Source organism: Pseudarthrobacter polychromogenes (genome assembly GCF_014644495.1).
Lineage (GTDB): Bacteria > Actinomycetota > Actinomycetes > Actinomycetales > Micrococcaceae > Arthrobacter > Arthrobacter polychromogenes.
The window spans coordinates 101,088-117,615 of record NZ_BMKU01000002.1 but is presented as its reverse complement, the minus strand read 5'-3'; the positions used below and the strand labels follow the sequence as shown (position 1 = coordinate 117,615).

Sequence of the window (16,528 nt, the reverse complement as noted above, 5' to 3'; positions counted from 1 at the left end):
CAGGCCAGGACAGGCCCGCTCCTAGTCCAGGCTTATCGGCCCGATGGCGTCCAGCAGTTCGCCCGGACCGGGGTTGCCCGGAGCGGAGGAACCGCCCAGGTGGTTCACCACGCCCCACACCGCGTTCAGCCCGGTGGTCACGGCGCCCTCCGCCCAGCCGGCGGTGAAGGAGACGTCGTCGCCTGCCAGGAAGATGCCCCGCTGCGATTCGGGCAGGGCATCCTGCTTGAAGTGCGTGAACAGCCGCTGCTGGTAGCGGTAGTGCCCCGGCAGGTTCGCCTTGAAGGCGCCCATAAAGTTGGGATCGGCCTCCCAGGACACCGTGATGGGCTGGCCCACGATGTGGCTGGCAATGTCCACTCCCGGGTAGATCTGTTCCAGGGAATGCAGCATCAGTTCCACCCGTTCGTCGGCGTCCAGGGCCAGCCACTTGAGCGCGTCGTCGTTCCAGGTGTAGGAGAGCAGGATGACGGCGGGCTGGTCCGGCCCGTTGTCCAGCAGGTAGGTGGCACGGTTGAGCCGGTCCGTGAGCGTCATGGAGAGCACCTCGTTCCCGGTGTCAGGATCGATGTCCTTCCAGAACGGCCGGTCCACCATCACGAAGGTCTTGGACGACTGCATGTAGTGCGAGCGCTCGATGGCGGTCCACAGCTCCGCGGGGAACAGCGCCTCCTCCGTGTGGATCCGGGTGGAGAGCAGCCAGGACTGGCACGTTGTGACCACTGCCGGATAGCTGGCCTCGCGCCCCCAGCGTTCGCGGATGCGCAGGTTGCCGTCCGGGTCGCGGCTGATCTTTCCCACCGCACCGCGGGGCGAACCGGAGTGCAGTGACGCCAGGGACGTTCCGTCGGGCCAGTGCACCATGCCCGACGGCGCGTGCCGCCAGAGTGCCTCGGGCAGCCGCTGCGCTCCCCCACTGATGAGCCGGTGCTGGTCATCGGCGTCCGTGTACACCACGCGGAGGATCTCCAGGATCGAGTTCGGGAAGTCCGTATCCCAGCCGCCCGTGCCGAAGCCCACCTGGCCGAAGGCCTCGCGGTGCGCAAACCCGGCCTTCTTAAAGGAGTCGCTGGCCGCGATGAAGCCGTAGAAGGTCTGCTCGTCCATCAGGGGCAGCAGTTCGTTCCACAGTTCCTTGATCCGGGCGGTATCCCTGGACCGGATGGCGTCCTGCATCTCGACAAATTTTGCGCCGTCATTCACAGCGGCTTTCCAAGCGTCCGCCACTTCCCGGAAGAACGGCGGGAGATCCCCCGGCTTTTCCGCATAGTGCTTCTTGCCCGCCAGTTCGATCACGGTGCTGGACGTGGCCGGGGACAGCGGGTTGGGAAACTCCTGGGTGTCCAGTCCCAGCAGGTCGATGTAGTGGTAGAACGCCTTGCCGGACACGGGGAACCTCATGCCGCCAAGGTCGGCCACCACTCCGGGCGCCGCGGGGAACGCCGCCGTGCGGAGGCGTCCGCCGATCTGGTCCGCCTCATAGACCACCGGCCGCAGGCCCAGCTTCATGAGTTCGTACGCCGTGACCAGGCCGGAGAGCCCTGCTCCGATGACCGCCACTTCCGTTCCCAGCAGTTCGGCCGGCACGGATCCCCGTCCGTCCGGGTGGGCCAGGTAATGGTCGTAGCTGAACGGAAAATCCGGGTTCAGCATGGTGATGGGACCGGCTGCGGCGCCGCCTGCGGTGGAAGGAGCAGCCGGGCCTGCGGAGGTGCTGGACGGGTCGGATGCCGGCAGTTCGGTGGCGATGGTCATGAGATTTCTGCCTTCGTCGTTTCGGGGGCTTGTGTGGTTGGAAGTTGGGGACCGGACAGCTCACGGTATTCCTCATTGCTCATGGCAGCCACCCTGGAGTTCCGGCGTCCGTAGCCGAAGTAGGCGGCCATGCCCACCAGCATCCAGACGGCGAACACCACCCAGGTGTCAGCGCCGAGGTTGGCCATCAGGTAGGCGCACATCGCGGCCCCCAGAATGGGCGTGAGCGGGAAGAGCGGCACCCGGAAGGTCCGCTCCAGCTCCGGCCGGGTGCGGCGCAGGTAGATAACGGCCACGTTGACCAGGGCGAACGCGAACAGGGTGCCAATGCTGGTGGCGTCGGCGAGGGCACCGAGGGGCACCAGCCCGGCGGTGAGCGCGACGGCGGTTCCCACCAGGAGCGTGCCTGCCACCGGAGTGCCGGTGCGGCGGGAAACGCGGCCGAAGATCTTGGGGATGAGGCCGTCGCGGGACATCGACATCAGGATACGCGTCTGCCCGTAGAGGACAATCAGCACGATGCTCGCAATCGCCAGCACTGCTGCGGCAGCGAAAACCAGCACAATCCACGGCTGGCCGGTGATTTCTTCGAGAATCCGGACCAGCGCGGCATCGGTTCCATCGAACCAGCCCCAGGGGCGGGCGCCGATCGCCGCTACTGCCACCAGGACGTAAATGGTGGTGACGATCAGCATGGACAGCATGATGGCACGCGGCAGGTCCCGCTTGGGATTGCGGGCTTCCTCGCCGGCGGTGGAGGCGGCGTCGAAGCCGATGTACGAAAAGAAGACGGTGGAGGCGGCTGCCGAGACGCCGGCGGCACCCATCGGCAGCAAGGGCTCGAAGTTGCCCGCGTTGAAGGCGGTGAACGCCACGGCGCAGAAGAAGAGGAGGATGCCCACCTTGATGACGACGATCGTGGTGTTGATCCAGGCGCTCTCTTTCGCTCCGCGGACCAGGAGGATGGTGGCCAGCACCACGATCACCATAGCCGGTATGTTGACCACGCCGCCGGCGCCGGGGGGCTGTGACACCGCGTCCGGGAGAACGGAACCGAACACCGCCAGGGTCTCATTGACATACTGTCCCGCGCCCACCGCGACGGCGGCCACAGAGACGGCGTACTCCAGCACCAGGCACCAGCCGCAGACCCAGGCCATGCCTTCGCCCATGGTGGCGTAGGTGTAGGAGTAGCTTGAGCCGGCCGCAGGGACCATGCCAGCCATCTCCGCATAGGAAACGGCGGACAGCAGGGCAGCAAGGCCGGCGATGGCGAAGGAGATCCAGATGGCCGGGCCGGCAAGTGGAACGGACTCCCCCAGGATCACCAGGATTCCAGTGCCCAGTGTGGCGCCCACGGAGATCATGGTCAGCTGAAGGACACCGAAACTCCGGACCAGGCGGGGGCCGCCGCCGTTGTCTTCGGCCTCGCTGACCATCTGGGCGATCGGCTTGCGGCGCAAAAGTTGCGTGCCCAGGGCGGGACGGGCCGGGATTCCGCCTGGGCCGCCCGTTGCCGGGCCGGTAAGTGTAGGCACAGTCATCGTTGACGTCCGTTCATGTCGTTGGCTGGTTGGTCTGGTTTTCCCCTCACCCAGCGTAGGTGTGTGAGCGGCATCTCACAGTGTGCAGAATGACCTATAGTGTTCATCCATGAGACGCAATGCACCAGTCAAGGATGGCACCCAGGATCAGCTCGACGCCGTCACGCTGGGGCAGTTCCTCGGAGCGCTTCCTCCGGAAGTTTCGGTGGTGAACGACGCCGGCGCCGCCGAGGTCCCCCTGCGCTGGGTGGAGCCCAGCGAGCTGGAGGACCCCACCCCCTACCTGATGGACGGCGAATTCGTCCTGACGGCCGGCCTGCCCTTCCGCGGCGGCGGCAGCAGCGCGGCGAAGGCGGACGAGTACGTCCGGCGGCTCGTGGCGGCCGGGGTCGCGGCCCTGGGCTTCGGCCTGGAACCGTATTACAACGCCGTACCGGACCACCTGGCGGAGGCCTGCAGGCGGCACGGGCTCACGCTGGTGGAGGTTCCGGCCAGCGTTCCCTTCGCTGCGCTGGGGCTCGAGTTTTCCAAGCTTCTCGAATCCGGCAACGCACGGGTTTTCAGGCAACTGGCGGAGACCAACCGCCACCTGATGCGGGCGGTCCTCTCGGCCCGCCCGGAACATGAACTGCTGGCGGCGCTGATCCAGCGCGTTCCCGTGTGGGCTGTGCTGGTAGGCACGGACGGAAGGGTACGCGCCCGGGCGGGCGCCGCCGTCGGACTTTCCCAGCTCCAGCCGCTGCTGAAGAAGCTCCTCGGCGGCAGCGGCCCGCGCGTGGAAACGGAAACCCTGGAAGCAGCCGGAGGGCCGGTGCTGGTGTTCGGCCACCCGCTGCGAAGCACCCGGGACGCCACCCTTGGAAGCCTGGTGCTTGGGACGGAGAAGCCCCTCACCCCGGCCCAGAACAACGTGGTTTCTTCGGTGGTGGGACTGCTGGAGCTGCTGGTCCGGCAGCGGACCAGCGGCTCCCTGGCCCCCAGCCAGCTGGCCACGGCCCTGCTGCTGCACCCGGAGAGCCTGTCCGGGAGCAACAGCCGCGAGCTGAACAGCCTCCAGGACCTGCTGGCCCAGAGCGTTTCCGGAACCAGGCCAGGACCGGTCCGCGTGGTGCAGGGCGTGCGCGCGGAACCATCCACCGCCATGGCCGATGGCCCGGTCCGGGAGCTGCTCCAATGGCGCAGGCTCTTCGACACCAAGATGGTGGAGCTGACGGACTACGGTTTCGCGGCCGTGACCCGGCTCAAAGTGGATGAAACCCTTCTGGCAGAGGTGGAACAGCTGGGCTGGCGCCTGGTGGTGGGTGAAGCCACCGAGCTGCCTGGGCTGGCCGCCGCCCACCGGCGCGCCAGTGCGCTGCGCCCCCGCGTGTCCACAGCCCACAAGAGCCTCCGGGAGGAGGAGCTGACGTGGTCAGTAACCGGCCTGCTGGGCGGCGATGCCGGCGCCCTGCTGGCCGCACGGCTGCTGGCGCCGGTGCTGGAGCTGGACGCCGAGCGAAGGGCGTCGCACCTCCGCGTGCTCCGGTCCTGGCTGGGCGCGCACGGGAGCTGGGACGCAACCGCCAAGGACCTGGGACTGCACAGGAACAGTGTCCGCCGCCAGATCAACGGTGTGGCAGAGCTGCTGGGCATTGATCTTAGGCAGGCCCAGGCCCGGGCCGAGCTCTGGATTGCGCTGCAGTACGTGGATGGCGCCGGGCCGGCGGACCCTGCCTAGAGGCCCCACAGTCGGTAGAGGTCCGGGCGGCGTTCTGCCAGGTACGGCACATTCTGCCGCTCACGGGCGGCGGCGCCCGGGTCCACCTCCGCGTAGAGAAGCTGCGGTTCCCCGCCCGCCCCGGCCAGTAGTCCGCCGTCGGGCCCGGCAACAACGCTGCCGCCCAGGAACCTGCAGCCGTCCTCTTCCCCGGAGTGGTTCGCGTAGGCAATAGTCACCTGGCTCTCCAGCGCCCGCGCCCGCAGCAGGACCTGGGGCACGTCGTCGAAGCCGTGCGCCAGGGCGGTGGGGACCAGCAGCAGCTCCGCGCCCGCGACGGCTGCGGCGCGGACGGACTCCGGAAACTCGACGTCGTAACAGATCACCAGGGAGGTGGGGATGCCGTTGAAGTCCACGACGGCGGGCGCCTCCCGGGCGGGGCTGAACGCCGCCCGCTCGTCATCGCCGAACAGGTGCACCTTGCCATAACTGAGCAGGGTGGCGCCGCTGGCGTCCAGGAGGGTTGCGCTGATCTGCCAGTCACCCTGCCCGGTAACCCGCGGGAGGCTGTAGACCAGCCCGATGCCGTTACTGCGCGCAATGCCCGCCATCCGCTCCTGGAGTTCCGGCAGCAGGGAAGGATCCAGGCCGGAACGCACCCTGCGGGGAGCATAGCCCACGGGAAAAAGCTCGGGCGTCACCAGGACAGCCGCCCCGCGGGCTGCCGCGGTCCGGGCAGCAGCGTCGATTACGCGGCAATTCGCCTCCACGTCAAGGACCACAGAGTTTTCCTGCAGGAGTGCCAGCAGCACTGCTACCACCTTCCTTCGTTGGAGCGGCCACGGAACAGGCCTTCCTCCAGCCTAGCGATGCCCTGGCGGCGCAATCGGGGCTGTTTGCACCCCTCCGGGCGGCAGCGGGGTCAGATTGTCCTGGCTCCCTAATTCCGGACCGAAACCGCCTCTTGCGTTAACTTCTTGACTACAAGAGCCGGGATAGGGCAATCTTCTTAGCATGTCCGCAACCCCGCGCTCAACGAGGAGCAAGCAACAAAATCCGGGATCGCAGTCCGCGCTGCGCCAGCTGAACCAGCAACGGATCATCGAAACCCTGATGGGCGGACCGGCCACGCAGGCTGAACTCGCCCGCCAGACCGGCCTCTCCACCGCGACGGTGTCCAACATCGTCAAAATCATGCTGGACTCCGGCCTTGCCTCGGCAGAACCAATCACCAGCTCCGGCCGCCGCGCATTGAACGTCAGGCTCAACAGCAACGGCGCCGTCGCTGTGGGAATCGACTTCGGGCGGCGCCACCTCCGGGTGGTGCTGGCCTCCCTCAGTTACCACGTCATCGCCGAGGAATCCGTGATGCTTCCGCTCGGCCACCAGGCTGAAGAAGGCATCCGGGCCGCCGTGGCCCTGCTGGACAAACTGCTGCGGGAGAGCGGCATCGAGCGCAGCGCCGTGGTGGGTGCCGGCGTCGGAATTCCCGGCCCTATAGACCGGCGCACCGGAACCGTGGCCCAAGGCGCCATCCTCCCGGAGTGGGTGGGGATCAACATCCTCCAGTATCTCGAGGAGACGCTGCAGATCCCCGTGTTCGTTGATAACGACGCGAACCTGGGCGCCTGGTCCGAGGTCACGTGGGGACAGCATTCAGGGGTCAGCAACCTCATGTTCCTGAAGATCGGATCGGGCATCGGCGCGGGCCTGATCCTCAACGGGGCCCCCTATTACGGAAACGTCGGCATCACAGGCGAAATAGGCCATGCCACCATCCACGAGCAGGGCCTCGTGTGCCGCTGCGGCAACCGTGGATGCCTGGAGACCATTGCATCCACCACCACCATGATCGAACTCCTCAGCCGGGGCGAGGACAGGCCCCTGACGCCCGCGGATATCGTCAAGAAGGCCCTCAACCGGGACCCAGCGACGCTCCGGGTGGTGGACGATGCCGGGCTCTCAGTCGGCCGCGCACTGGGCAACGTCGCCAACCTGATCAACCCCGAAGTCATTGTGGTGGGAGGGCCGCTCGCGGGCCTTGGCGACATCCTGCTGGACCCCATCAAGCGCGGCCTGGTGAGGCACGCCGTCCCGGTGATCGGGGAAACCACCACCCTGGCCATGTCCTCCCTGGGCGATCGCGCCGAGGCCCTCGGGGCGGCTGCTTTGGTGTTCCAGCACGCCGGGATACGGAAAACCTAGACCGTTTCGTTACCCGCCGATTGCGTTAAAGACTTGACGACAATAGGCGTGATCCAGTTTACTTTTGGATCAGACGGCCCTGCGCTTTGCCGGCCGGACAAAGAAGTCATTGCATTGGAGGGTTAGGGTTCATGACGTCCCAGACCACGCAAACGGAACCGATCATCCTTGAGATGAGGTCCATCACCAAGGAATTCCCGGGCGTTAAAGCGTTGGATAACGTGAGCCTGCGGGTCAAAGCCGCGGAGATCCACGCAATCTGCGGCGAGAACGGTGCAGGCAAGTCCACCCTGATGAAGGTCCTCTCGGGCGTCTACCCGTACGGCAGCTACGACGGCGACATCGTCTACCAGGGCCAGGTGCAGCAGTTCAAGGACATCAGGGCCAGCGAACACGCCGGCATCGTGATCATCCACCAGGAACTGGCGCTCATCCCCGAACTGTCCATCATGGAGAACATCTTCCTGGGCAACGAGCCCACCAAGCGCGGCGTCATCAACTGGGCTGAAGCCCGGCTGCGCTCCCTGGACCTGCTGGCCAGGGTGGGCCTGCGCGAGGACCCCGATACCCCCATCAAGGAAATCGGCGTCGGCAAGCAGCAGCTGGTGGAAATCGCCAAGGCGCTGAACAAGTCCGTGAAGATCCTCATCCTGGACGAGCCCACCGCGGCGCTGAACGAATCTGATTCCCAGCACCTGCTGGACCTGATGCTCGGCCTGAAGGCCAAGGGCATCACGTCCATCATCATTTCCCACAAGCTGAACGAGATCGAGCAGATTGCCGATTCCATCACCATCATCCGTGACGGCAAGTCCATCGAAACGCTGAACGTCAAGGCTGACGGCGTGGACGAGGACCGGATCATCAAGGGCATGGTGGGGCGCACGCTGGAGTCCCGTTTTCCGGACCATACGCCCAACATCGGCGAGGTGTTCTTCGAAGTCAAGGACTGGACCGTGGGCCATCCCAACGTGGCGGACCGGCTGGTGTGCAAGGACTCGAGCTTCTTCGTCCGACGCGGGGAGATCGTCGGCTTCGCCGGGCTCATGGGAGCGGGACGCACCGAGCTGGCACGATCAGTCTTCGGCCGCTCCTACGGCCGCTTCATCGACGGGCACATCTACAAGGACGGCAAGGAGATCACCCTCAAGTCAGTGCGCCAGGCCATCGACGCCGGTTTGGGCTACGTCACCGAGGACCGCAAGTCCCTGGGACTGAACCTGCTCGATGACATCAAGACCACCACGGTGGCAGCGAACCTGCGGAAGATCAGCCACAACTCGGTGGTGGACCTGAACCAGGAATTCACTGTGGCGGAGCAGTACCGCAAGTCACTGCGCACGAAAACCCCGTCCGTGGAGGAAGGCGTGGCCAAGCTCTCCGGCGGCAACCAGCAGAAGGTGGTCCTCGCCAAGTGGATGTTCACCGACCCCGACCTGCTGATCCTGGACGAACCGACCCGCGGCATTGATGTTGGCGCCAAGTACGAGATCTACGGCATCATCCAGCAGCTTGCCAACCAGGGCAAGGGAGTCATTGTCATTTCCTCGGAACTCCCCGAGCTCCTGGGCCTGTCCGACCGCATCTACACGATTTTCGAAGGCGCCATCACAGGTGTCCTGAACAAAGACGAGGCCAGCCAGGAAAGCCTGATGAAACTGATGACCTCCGCCCGCAAAGCCGACGCCGCCTGACCCTCTGGATCATCCCAGAACCTTCCGGACACAAGGACTGACACCATGAACGCCCTCAAAAAGCTGTTTGGCGGAAACACCCGCCAATTCGGCATGATCTTCGCCCTGGTTGCACTGATCGTCTTTTTCCAGATCGCCACCGACGGCCGGACCCTCACCCCCGGCAACGTCATCAACCTCTTCAACGGCAACTCCTACATCCTGATCCTCGCCATCGGCATGGTCCTGGTGATCATCGCGGGGCACATTGACCTGTCCGTGGGCTCCATTGCAGCCTTCGTGGGGGTCACGGTTGCCCTGGCCATCCGGGACTGGGGCATCCCCTGGTATGCCGGGGTACTTCTGGGCCTGGCTCTTGGAGCGCTGATCGGCGCCTGGCAGGGCTGGTGGGTGGCCTATGTGGGGATACCCGCCTTCATTGTGACCCTCGCCGGTATGCTGCTGTTCCGCGGCTTCAACCAGTTCGTCGGCAAGTCCAACACCATCCCCGTTCCGGCCGACTTCCAGTACCTCGGTTCCGGCTACCTCCCGGAAGTGGGACCCAATACAGGCTTCAACAACCTGACCCTGCTGCTGGGCATCGCTGCCGCGGCATTTGTGGTGGTTGGCGAACTGCGGTCCCGCGCCCGGGCCAAGGCATTGGGCGCCGAGGTTCCGGAAATGTGGGTCACCGCGCTGAAGCTCGTCCTGATCTGCGGTGCCATCCTCTACGCCACGTACCTGTTTGCCACCGGCCGGCCCGGCACGTCGTTCCCGATTCCCGGCCTGATCCTGGCCGTCCTGGTGCTGATCTACGGCTTCATTTCGTCACGCACCGTCCTGGGCCGCCACGTCTACGCCGTCGGCGGCAACCGCCACGCGGCCGAACTCTCCGGCGTCCAGTCCAAGAAGGTCAACTTCCTGGTCATGATGAACATGTCCATCCTGGCCGGTCTGGCCGGCATGATCTTCGTAGGACGCTCCACCGCATCGGGACCCTTTGACGGGGTCGGCTGGGAACTGGACGCCATCGCGGCCGTCTTCATCGGCGGCGCAGCAGTGACCGGCGGCGTGGGAACCGTCGTCGGCTCCATCATCGGCGGCCTGGTCATGGCTGTGCTGAACAACGGCCTCCAGCTCCTCGGCGTCGGCGCCGACCTCACCCAGATCATCAAGGGCCTGGTGCTCCTGATCGCCGTCGCCTTCGACGTCTACAACAAGAGCCAGGGCAAGAAGTCGATCATCGGCCTGCTCACCCAGAACTTCAACCGCAGGCAGGGGCCCTCCAACCCCAACCAGCCGGACGAGACCACCTCCACGAAGGAAGCGATCGCCAGGGAAGCCTGAGCCTTGCGGCCTGAATAGCGTTACACCACCACAAAGAAAGAGAACCAACAATGCGAATGATTGGTAAAGCAGGAAAGGCAGCAGCGGTCGCTGCCATCGCAGCACTGGCGCTGACGGGCTGCGGACGGTCTGAGACCTCCACAGGCGGCGGCACCGAGGGCGCCAGCGGCTTCGAGCAGGACTCCGCCATCGGCGTCGCGCTTCCGCAGAAGACCAGTGAAAACTGGGTCCTTGCGGAGAAGCTGTTCAACGAAGGCCTCACCGAGGCCGGATTCAAGCCTGACGTACAGTTCGCCAACGGCGGCGTGTCCGAACAGCAGAACCAGATCAGCGCCATGGTCACCAAGGGCGCCAAGGTCATCATCGTGGGTGCCATCGACGGCTCCCAGCTGGGCACCCAGCTCAAGCAGGCCAAAGACTCCGGCGCCACGATCATCGCCTACGACCGCCTGCTGCTGAACACCGAGAACGTGGACTACTACGTGGCCTACGACAACTTCAAGGTGGGCGAGCTCCAGGGCCAGGCCCTGCTGGAAGGCCTCGAAGAGAAGAAGGGCGAAGGTCCCTACAACGTCGAACTCTTCGCAGGCTCCCCGGACGATGCCAACGCCAAGGTCTTGTTCGACGGCGCCATGAGCGTCCTGCAGCCGAAGATCGACGACGGCACGCTCAAGGTCCTCTCCGGCCAGACCAGCTTCGAGCAGGCTGTGACCCAGGGCTGGAAGGCTGAAAACGCCCAGCGCCGCGCAGACACCCTGCTCACCGGCAGCTACTCCAGCGAGTCCCTGGACGGTGTCCTGTCCCCGAACGACACCCTGGCCCGCGCAGTCCTGACCTCCGTCAAGGCAGCAGGCAAGGAGCTTCCCGTCGTCACCGGCCAGGACTCCGAGGTTGAGTCCGTCAAGTCCATCATTGCGGGCGAGCAGTACTCCACCATCAACAAGGACACCCGCAAGCTCGTTGAGCACGCCATCACCATGGTGAAGGATCTCCAGGCCGGCAACGAATTGGAAATCAACGACGAGAACTCCTACAACAACGGTGTGAAGACTGTTCCGGCCTACCTGCTGGAGCCGGTCATCGTCACCGCTGCGAACGTCAAGACCGCTTACGAAGGCGACCCGGTTCTCGAGCCGATCACCAAGTAGCCATCTGCAAGCAGAACGCCCGGTCCCCTGTTGGGGGCCGGGCGTTCCTTGTGCCTGGCCGTCCTTCGTTCTACTGCTTAACGGTGAGGACCCCCGGACCCGTGAAGTGCAGCGCGTGGTTCCGCACCGCCTGGGGCGTTGCGAATGCCTTGTAGTTGTATGCATCCGCAGGGTCCCAGCCGACGTCTGTGCTGAAGTCCCAGCCCGTCCAGTCCGGGGCAGGCTCCCCGTTGAACTCCGCCTCCGCCAGGGCCTCCGCGCGGTTCTGCTCGAAGGATGCCTGCGCCACGGCATTGAGGTCAGCCTCCTCACCGTTGAACCAGGACCCGATGTCCTTGAAACGGTGTCCGTTGTAGCTGCTCACCATGATTGATTCGTCAGCCCCGGGTCCGGTGTAGACGAAGGCGTTGCGCTCGGAGAAAATCCGCGACTCGTAGCCTGCACCCAGGAAGTAGCTGTTACCACCCTGGCCCTCGCTGATCATGGGGTACTGCGGGTGTTCTGTGCTGGCCACAAAGTAGTTGTTCAGCACATGGACTTTCCCGAACCGCACCCGCGGACCGCGTTGCTGGATATTTTCGAGGTGGTTGCCGATGTAGCTGACGCGGAGTTTCCCGCCGTCCTTGTCCACATGTTCGTCACCTGACCCGAGCAGCATGGTCTTGTCATGGTTGTACAGCTTGCTGTTGGAGACGGTCACGTAGTCGGTGCCGTCCTTGAGGTCCAAAAGGCCGTCGTGCCGGTTGGCCGGCTTCCCGTTAGGCCCGATCGGTGCCTCGCTGTCGGGGAACCTCCCATCGGTCAGCCGGACATGGTCTATCCACAGATGGTCGGAGGTAACGGAAGAGACTGCATCGAACCTCGCGTTCCAGGCGCCATCACCGTCGTCAGGGGACCAGGTGCTGAAGAAGTCCACGGGCGCTTCCACGCTGAGGTTGCGCATCACCACGTTGGTGGCACTGAGGATTACGATGTTGGCGCCAACGAAACCTGTGTCGGCGCCGAGTCCAATCAGGGTGGTGTTGCTGGGCAGACTTACTTCGATCTGCCGCTTCATGTTGTTGCTGCCGGTCTGCCGGAGCTGCCTCTGCTTCTTGCAGTATTCATAGGTCTGGTCGCTCCAGACCTTTCCCTCCGGCCCAAAGCAGGAAATGTACTTGTTGATGTCATACCCCGGGGCGTAGTCCTGCTCCCCCAGGATTCGGCCATCGGGCGCCTGGCTGCCGTCGATGGTCCCGTTGACGTAGACGATCTTGGGAGCCTTGGGGTCGCCGTTGTTTGCCAGCGCAGCCTTAACTCCGGCCAGGGTGCTGACCTCATAGCGTCTTTGCGCCGGTGCTCGGAAAACCCCCGGGGCCAGGTCCGCCGGCGCACAGACCTTCTCCGTCGCTTAGACACGACGCGAAGGTCGCCCAGCGACCGCAGCGGGGCGTCGGGAGGTGTCTAAGCGACGGCGAAGGACCACGGTCCACCGTGACGGTCCCCTTGAGTTGCAGCAGCACGCCGAAGGAACCCGCGACAATGCTGTCAAGGGTTTGTCACAACCAGCTGCCATGCATTTCCAAGAGTTAACCGACGCTCTTGCACTTACTGCAGGTCATAACTGAACCCTCGCTCACCTCAATGAGAGGATGGTCACCATGAGTGCCCCCATCGCCAAGCCGTGGCTGTCCAGCCAGTCCGACCAGGACCCCCGTTCCGCTACCGGTTCTCCCCTGCGCTGGGGGATCATCGCCACGGGCGGTATCGCCCGCTCGGTGTCGCAGGACCTGGCCCTGCTGGCGGACGCCGAGCTGTATGCCGTCAGTTCACGCGGCCAGGACACGGCGGATGCCTTTGCGGTGGCCTACGACTTCGCGAAGGCTTACGGTGACGACGGCGGCGTGCCCGGCTACCAGCGGCTGCTCGCGGACGAGCACGTGGACGTCGTCTACGTGGCGACGCCCCATGCCCAGCACCACGAAATCGTCCTCGCCGCGCTCAACGCCGGCAAGCACGTCCTGTGCGAAAAGGCGTTCACCATTAACGCCCGGGAAGCGTCCGAGCTCATCGACGTTGCCAGGAGCCGCAACCTGTTCCTCATGGAAGCGGTGTGGAGCCGTTTCCTGCCGAGCATGCAGCGGGCGTTCGAGATTGCCGCGTCCGGCGAGCTCGGCGACATCCATTGGGTCACGGCAGACCTTGGTTTCCCGGCCCCCTACTCCCCTACCGCCAGGTTGTGGGCCAGAAAGGACGGCGGCGGCGCGCTGCTGGATCTTTCGGTTTACCCACTCCTGTGGGCGCTGGGCACTCTCGGCTTTCCGCAGACCGTGAGTGCCACCGGGTTCATCAATGACGACGGTGTGGACGCCCAGAACGCGCTGACGTTGGGATACAACCACGGGGCGCAGGTGCAGCTTACGTCCTCGCTGCTGGCGCATGGTCCCCGGACCGCCACAGTGGCCGGAAGCCTTGGTTTCCTTCAAAGCGTGGGCTCCATTAATAATCCCGGTGAACTGACGGTATCAACAGGCTGGGACTCCCGCAGGACCGAAGCCTTTGAATCGGTGGGCCGAGGATACGTGTACGAGCTGCGCGAAGTAACCCGCTGCATCCAGCAGGGCCTAACGGAAAGCCCGGTGATGCCGCTGGAGGACACCCTGAATACAATGCGGCTCTTTGATGGCGTCCGTGCGCAGCTCGGTGTCAGCTATCCGAACGACCGGCACTGAGCCTCGCACCGGGAAGCTTCGCTCCAACGTCACGTATGACCAGTTCCGGCGGCTCTGTTATTCCTGAGATGTGAAGTTTTCAGTTTTGTCGAGTTGTTTGAGCAGGCCCTAGACTTCCTGCAACATTCGGTCTTAGGCTGTAGCCATCGTCGAATGCATCAGTACTGGGGGTGGTACGCATGGCTGGTAGTCGCTCGCCGTGGCGTGCCCTTCGTCCTGTGTTCCTTGCAGGCGCCGCCACCCTCACCTGGCTGACCTTTTCGGCGTCAGCTGCTTCGGCAGACACGCTGCAGGATGCAACTTCCCTGTTGGGGGGCGTCACCGGTTCAGTATCTTCGGTGGCGGAAGAGCTGCCCCTTTCCGTAGCCAGTCTTGCTGATCCCGCACCCGCCGCCTCAGCACCGGCGCCGGACTCGTCCACTGGGCTGCTGCAGCCCCTGGCGGGAGAGGTTTCCGGGCTTGCGGACCAGATTGTTTCGTCGGTACCTTTCGTAAACAACGTCATCCCTGCGGGAACGGTGTCGGTCATAGCTGTTCCAGTCGCCGAATCCGTGGACGTGGCGGTGGCGGAAGCAGTGGAAGCTGTTATTCAACCTGTGACCGAAATACTTCCGGTCCTCGAGCCGGCCCTGCAGCCCGTTGAAGACCTGGTATCCGCCGGGCCAGGCCTTCCTGAGCTCCCCGTGGCAGTTCCTGATGATATGGCGCCGTCTGCAGCCGTGCCCGGCCCGATACAGGCCCTTGCTCCAACCAGCGTGGCTGTGGCGACGCCACCTGCGGCATCGGCTGAACCAGCCTCCACCGGCATTTTTGAGGTCCCAGGAACCGGCACCCCCGCAGCGGGTCCGGTGGACGTAGCCACCACTTACGTGGCACTTCAAACTGCGGTTTTGGTACCCAATGTCAGCGAGGGGCAGCCGGGGGCGGCAGACCCATCGACCGCCCCTGCCCAGGCTCCTCCCGCCCCTGGCTCCGCCACGGGAAGCAGCACAACTTCTGCCGCTTCCTCCGGGGCGGCGGCATGGCTAAGCCCCTTTGACCTCAACCTTCCTACCACCGGTGTTGTCCTTGCCGGCGAGTTCTCCGAGCATGCCCCCGCACCGGTGTCTTTCGACCCCGGTTCATCTCCTGACTAGTTGACGCCCGCCTGCCCTTACGGCAGAAAACGGCCATCCGGGTTGCTGCTGAGCAGCCTGTACTCAACTTTTCAGGAGACATCACCATGAACTCGAACCTCCGCCGGGGAATGCTCGGCACCCTCTTTGCAGGCGGGCTCCTAGCCCTCAGTTGCACTGCGGCAAATGCCGCGGACACCACCAGTGGATCGGACCTTTCCGCATCCGCCCTCATCTCGGCGGCGGCGTCCGTTGACTCGACGTCGTTGGGCCAGCTGGGTGACCCAACGCCGTCCGTTGCAGCTGACGCTGCCGTCGCAGCCGACGTTGCGCTTGGAGGTGCCACCGGCGCGACAATGGACGCCACCGGCCTCGCCGCGGCGGTCGTCGTCGTCGCCGATGCCACCATTGGCGGCACCGGCACCAGCGGCGACCTCGTCGACACCAACGTCAACCTCACCATCGGCGGCAACAACACCGGCACAACCGGCGAACTCGTAGATGCCAACATCGACGCCACCATCGGCGCCAACGGAACCTCCGGCACAACCGGCGAACTCGTGGACGCCAATATCGATGCCATCGTCGGCGGCACCGGCACCACCGGGGAACTCGTGGATGCCAAGGCCGACCTCACCATCGGCGCCAACGGAACCTCCGGCACAACCGGCGAACTCGTAGATGCCAACATCGACGCCACCATCGGCGGCACCGGCACCAGCGGCGACCTCATAGATGCCAGCATCGATGCCACCATCGGCGGCAGTGGCACCACCGGCAACGGTGAACTTATCGACGCCAACGTCGATGCCACGATCGGCGGAAACACCGGCACCACCGGTGAACTCGCCGACGCCAATATCGACCTCACCATCGGCGGAACCGGCACTACCGACGCCGAAAACCCGGGAACGGGAACACCGGGAACCGACAACCCCGGCACCACCGACCCGGGTAACGGCACCACGGACGGTGTCGGCACTGTTGACCCAGGGGCCACGGATCCCGGCGCTGACAACGGAACCACGGGGACTACGGGCACCCCGGGCAACGGAAGTGGCACTGGCGCCCTGACCGACGGAGTCTCCACAGCACCTGCCGCAGGATCCACCGCAGTTGGCGGTGCCATTGCTGTGGACACCCGTGCAAGCAGCGGCACCGGCAGCACCCCGGCCCAAGGGGCCACTGCTTTGGCAAACACGGGTGTGGATGCCTCCCTGGCGCCCCTCGCCCTCCTGCTTCTGGTGGCAGGACTCCTGATGCTTCGTAAGCGGAAGCTGTCGTAGCGCCGGCCACCTGCTGACAGTGCCTGCACCACGCGCCTGAAGCGGCTG

At 64.9% G+C, this 16,528-nt stretch carries 12 protein-coding genes; 8 read left to right on the top strand and 4 right to left on the bottom strand.

What is annotated here, in order from left to right:
- Window positions 1–21 precede the first annotated feature (21 nt).
- Together IEX43_RS03815 and IEX43_RS03810 are read right to left on the bottom strand one after the other, a co-directional pair.
- Window positions 22–1,755 carry a flavin monoamine oxidase family protein gene (locus tag IEX43_RS03815; protein WP_188809160.1) on the bottom strand — a complete coding sequence of 578 codons (1,734 nt, stop codon included), beginning with the start codon at window positions 1,753–1,755 and terminating at the stop codon, window positions 22–24.
- The gene (locus tag IEX43_RS03810; protein ID WP_188809159.1) at window positions 1,752–3,299 is read right to left on the bottom strand and encodes an APC family permease; all 1,548 of its coding nucleotides are present in this window, start codon (window positions 3,297–3,299) and stop codon (window positions 1,752–1,754) included. Before IEX43_RS03810 ends, IEX43_RS03815 begins: the two co-directional genes overlap by 4 nt.
- Before the next feature lie 109 nt (window positions 3,300–3,408).
- Here IEX43_RS03810 and IEX43_RS03805 point away from each other — a divergent pair, with 109 nt between their 5' ends.
- Window positions 3,409–5,016, top strand: a complete 1,608-nt coding sequence (locus IEX43_RS03805; RefSeq protein WP_188809158.1) for a PucR family transcriptional regulator — start codon at window positions 3,409–3,411, stop codon at window positions 5,014–5,016.
- Here the strand turns inward: IEX43_RS03805 and IEX43_RS03800 are convergent.
- Window positions 5,013–5,807 (bottom strand): nitrilase-related carbon-nitrogen hydrolase, encoded by a 795-nt coding sequence (locus IEX43_RS03800; RefSeq protein ID WP_188809157.1) that lies wholly within the window; start codon window positions 5,805–5,807, stop codon window positions 5,013–5,015. The genes IEX43_RS03805 and IEX43_RS03800 overlap by 4 nt on opposite strands.
- Before the next feature lie 202 nt (window positions 5,808–6,009).
- Between IEX43_RS03800 and IEX43_RS03795 the strand changes: the two genes are divergently transcribed.
- The 4 genes from IEX43_RS03795 (at window position 6,010) to IEX43_RS03780 (ending at window position 11,368) form a co-directional block, all read left to right on the top strand.
- A complete protein-coding gene (locus IEX43_RS03795) occupies window positions 6,010–7,200 on the top strand; it encodes an ROK family transcriptional regulator (protein WP_188809156.1) in 1,191 nt (396 codons plus the stop codon).
- A 131-nt stretch (window positions 7,201–7,331) separates the two neighbouring features.
- The gene (gene mmsA, locus IEX43_RS03790) at window positions 7,332–8,894 is read left to right on the top strand and encodes a multiple monosaccharide ABC transporter ATP-binding protein (RefSeq protein ID WP_188809155.1); all 1,563 of its coding nucleotides are present in this window, start codon (window positions 7,332–7,334) and stop codon (window positions 8,892–8,894) included.
- Between the two features lie 45 nt (window positions 8,895–8,939).
- Window positions 8,940–10,220 (top strand): multiple monosaccharide ABC transporter permease, encoded by a 1,281-nt coding sequence (mmsB, locus tag IEX43_RS03785; protein WP_104185429.1) that lies wholly within the window; start codon window positions 8,940–8,942, stop codon window positions 10,218–10,220.
- Between the two features lie 50 nt (window positions 10,221–10,270).
- Window positions 10,271–11,368: a substrate-binding domain-containing protein gene (locus IEX43_RS03780; RefSeq protein WP_188809154.1), complete on the top strand. Its 1,098-nt coding sequence runs from the start codon at window positions 10,271–10,273 to the stop codon at window positions 11,366–11,368.
- Window positions 11,369–11,438: 70 nt separating this feature from the next.
- On the opposite strand, the gene IEX43_RS03775 is transcribed toward IEX43_RS03780, so the two are convergent.
- Complete coding sequence (locus tag IEX43_RS03775) at window positions 11,439–12,425, bottom strand: pectate lyase family protein (protein WP_229666305.1); 987 nt, start codon at window positions 12,423–12,425, stop codon at window positions 11,439–11,441.
- 583 nt (window positions 12,426–13,008) lie between these two features.
- Here IEX43_RS03775 and IEX43_RS03770 point away from each other — a divergent pair.
- The 3 genes from IEX43_RS03770 (at window position 13,009) to IEX43_RS03760 (ending at window position 16,480) form a co-directional block, all read left to right on the top strand.
- Window positions 13,009–14,079, top strand: coding sequence for a Gfo/Idh/MocA family protein (locus IEX43_RS03770; RefSeq protein ID WP_188809153.1), 1,071 nt, complete (start codon window positions 13,009–13,011; stop codon window positions 14,077–14,079).
- A 218-nt stretch (window positions 14,080–14,297) separates the two neighbouring features.
- The gene (locus IEX43_RS03765) at window positions 14,298–15,215 is read left to right on the top strand and encodes a hypothetical protein (protein ID WP_229666304.1); all 918 of its coding nucleotides are present in this window, start codon (window positions 14,298–14,300) and stop codon (window positions 15,213–15,215) included.
- An 86-nt stretch (window positions 15,216–15,301) separates the two neighbouring features.
- The gene (locus IEX43_RS03760) at window positions 15,302–16,480 is read left to right on the top strand and encodes a hypothetical protein (RefSeq protein ID WP_188809151.1); all 1,179 of its coding nucleotides are present in this window, start codon (window positions 15,302–15,304) and stop codon (window positions 16,478–16,480) included.
- Window positions 16,481–16,528: the final 48 nt, after the last annotated feature.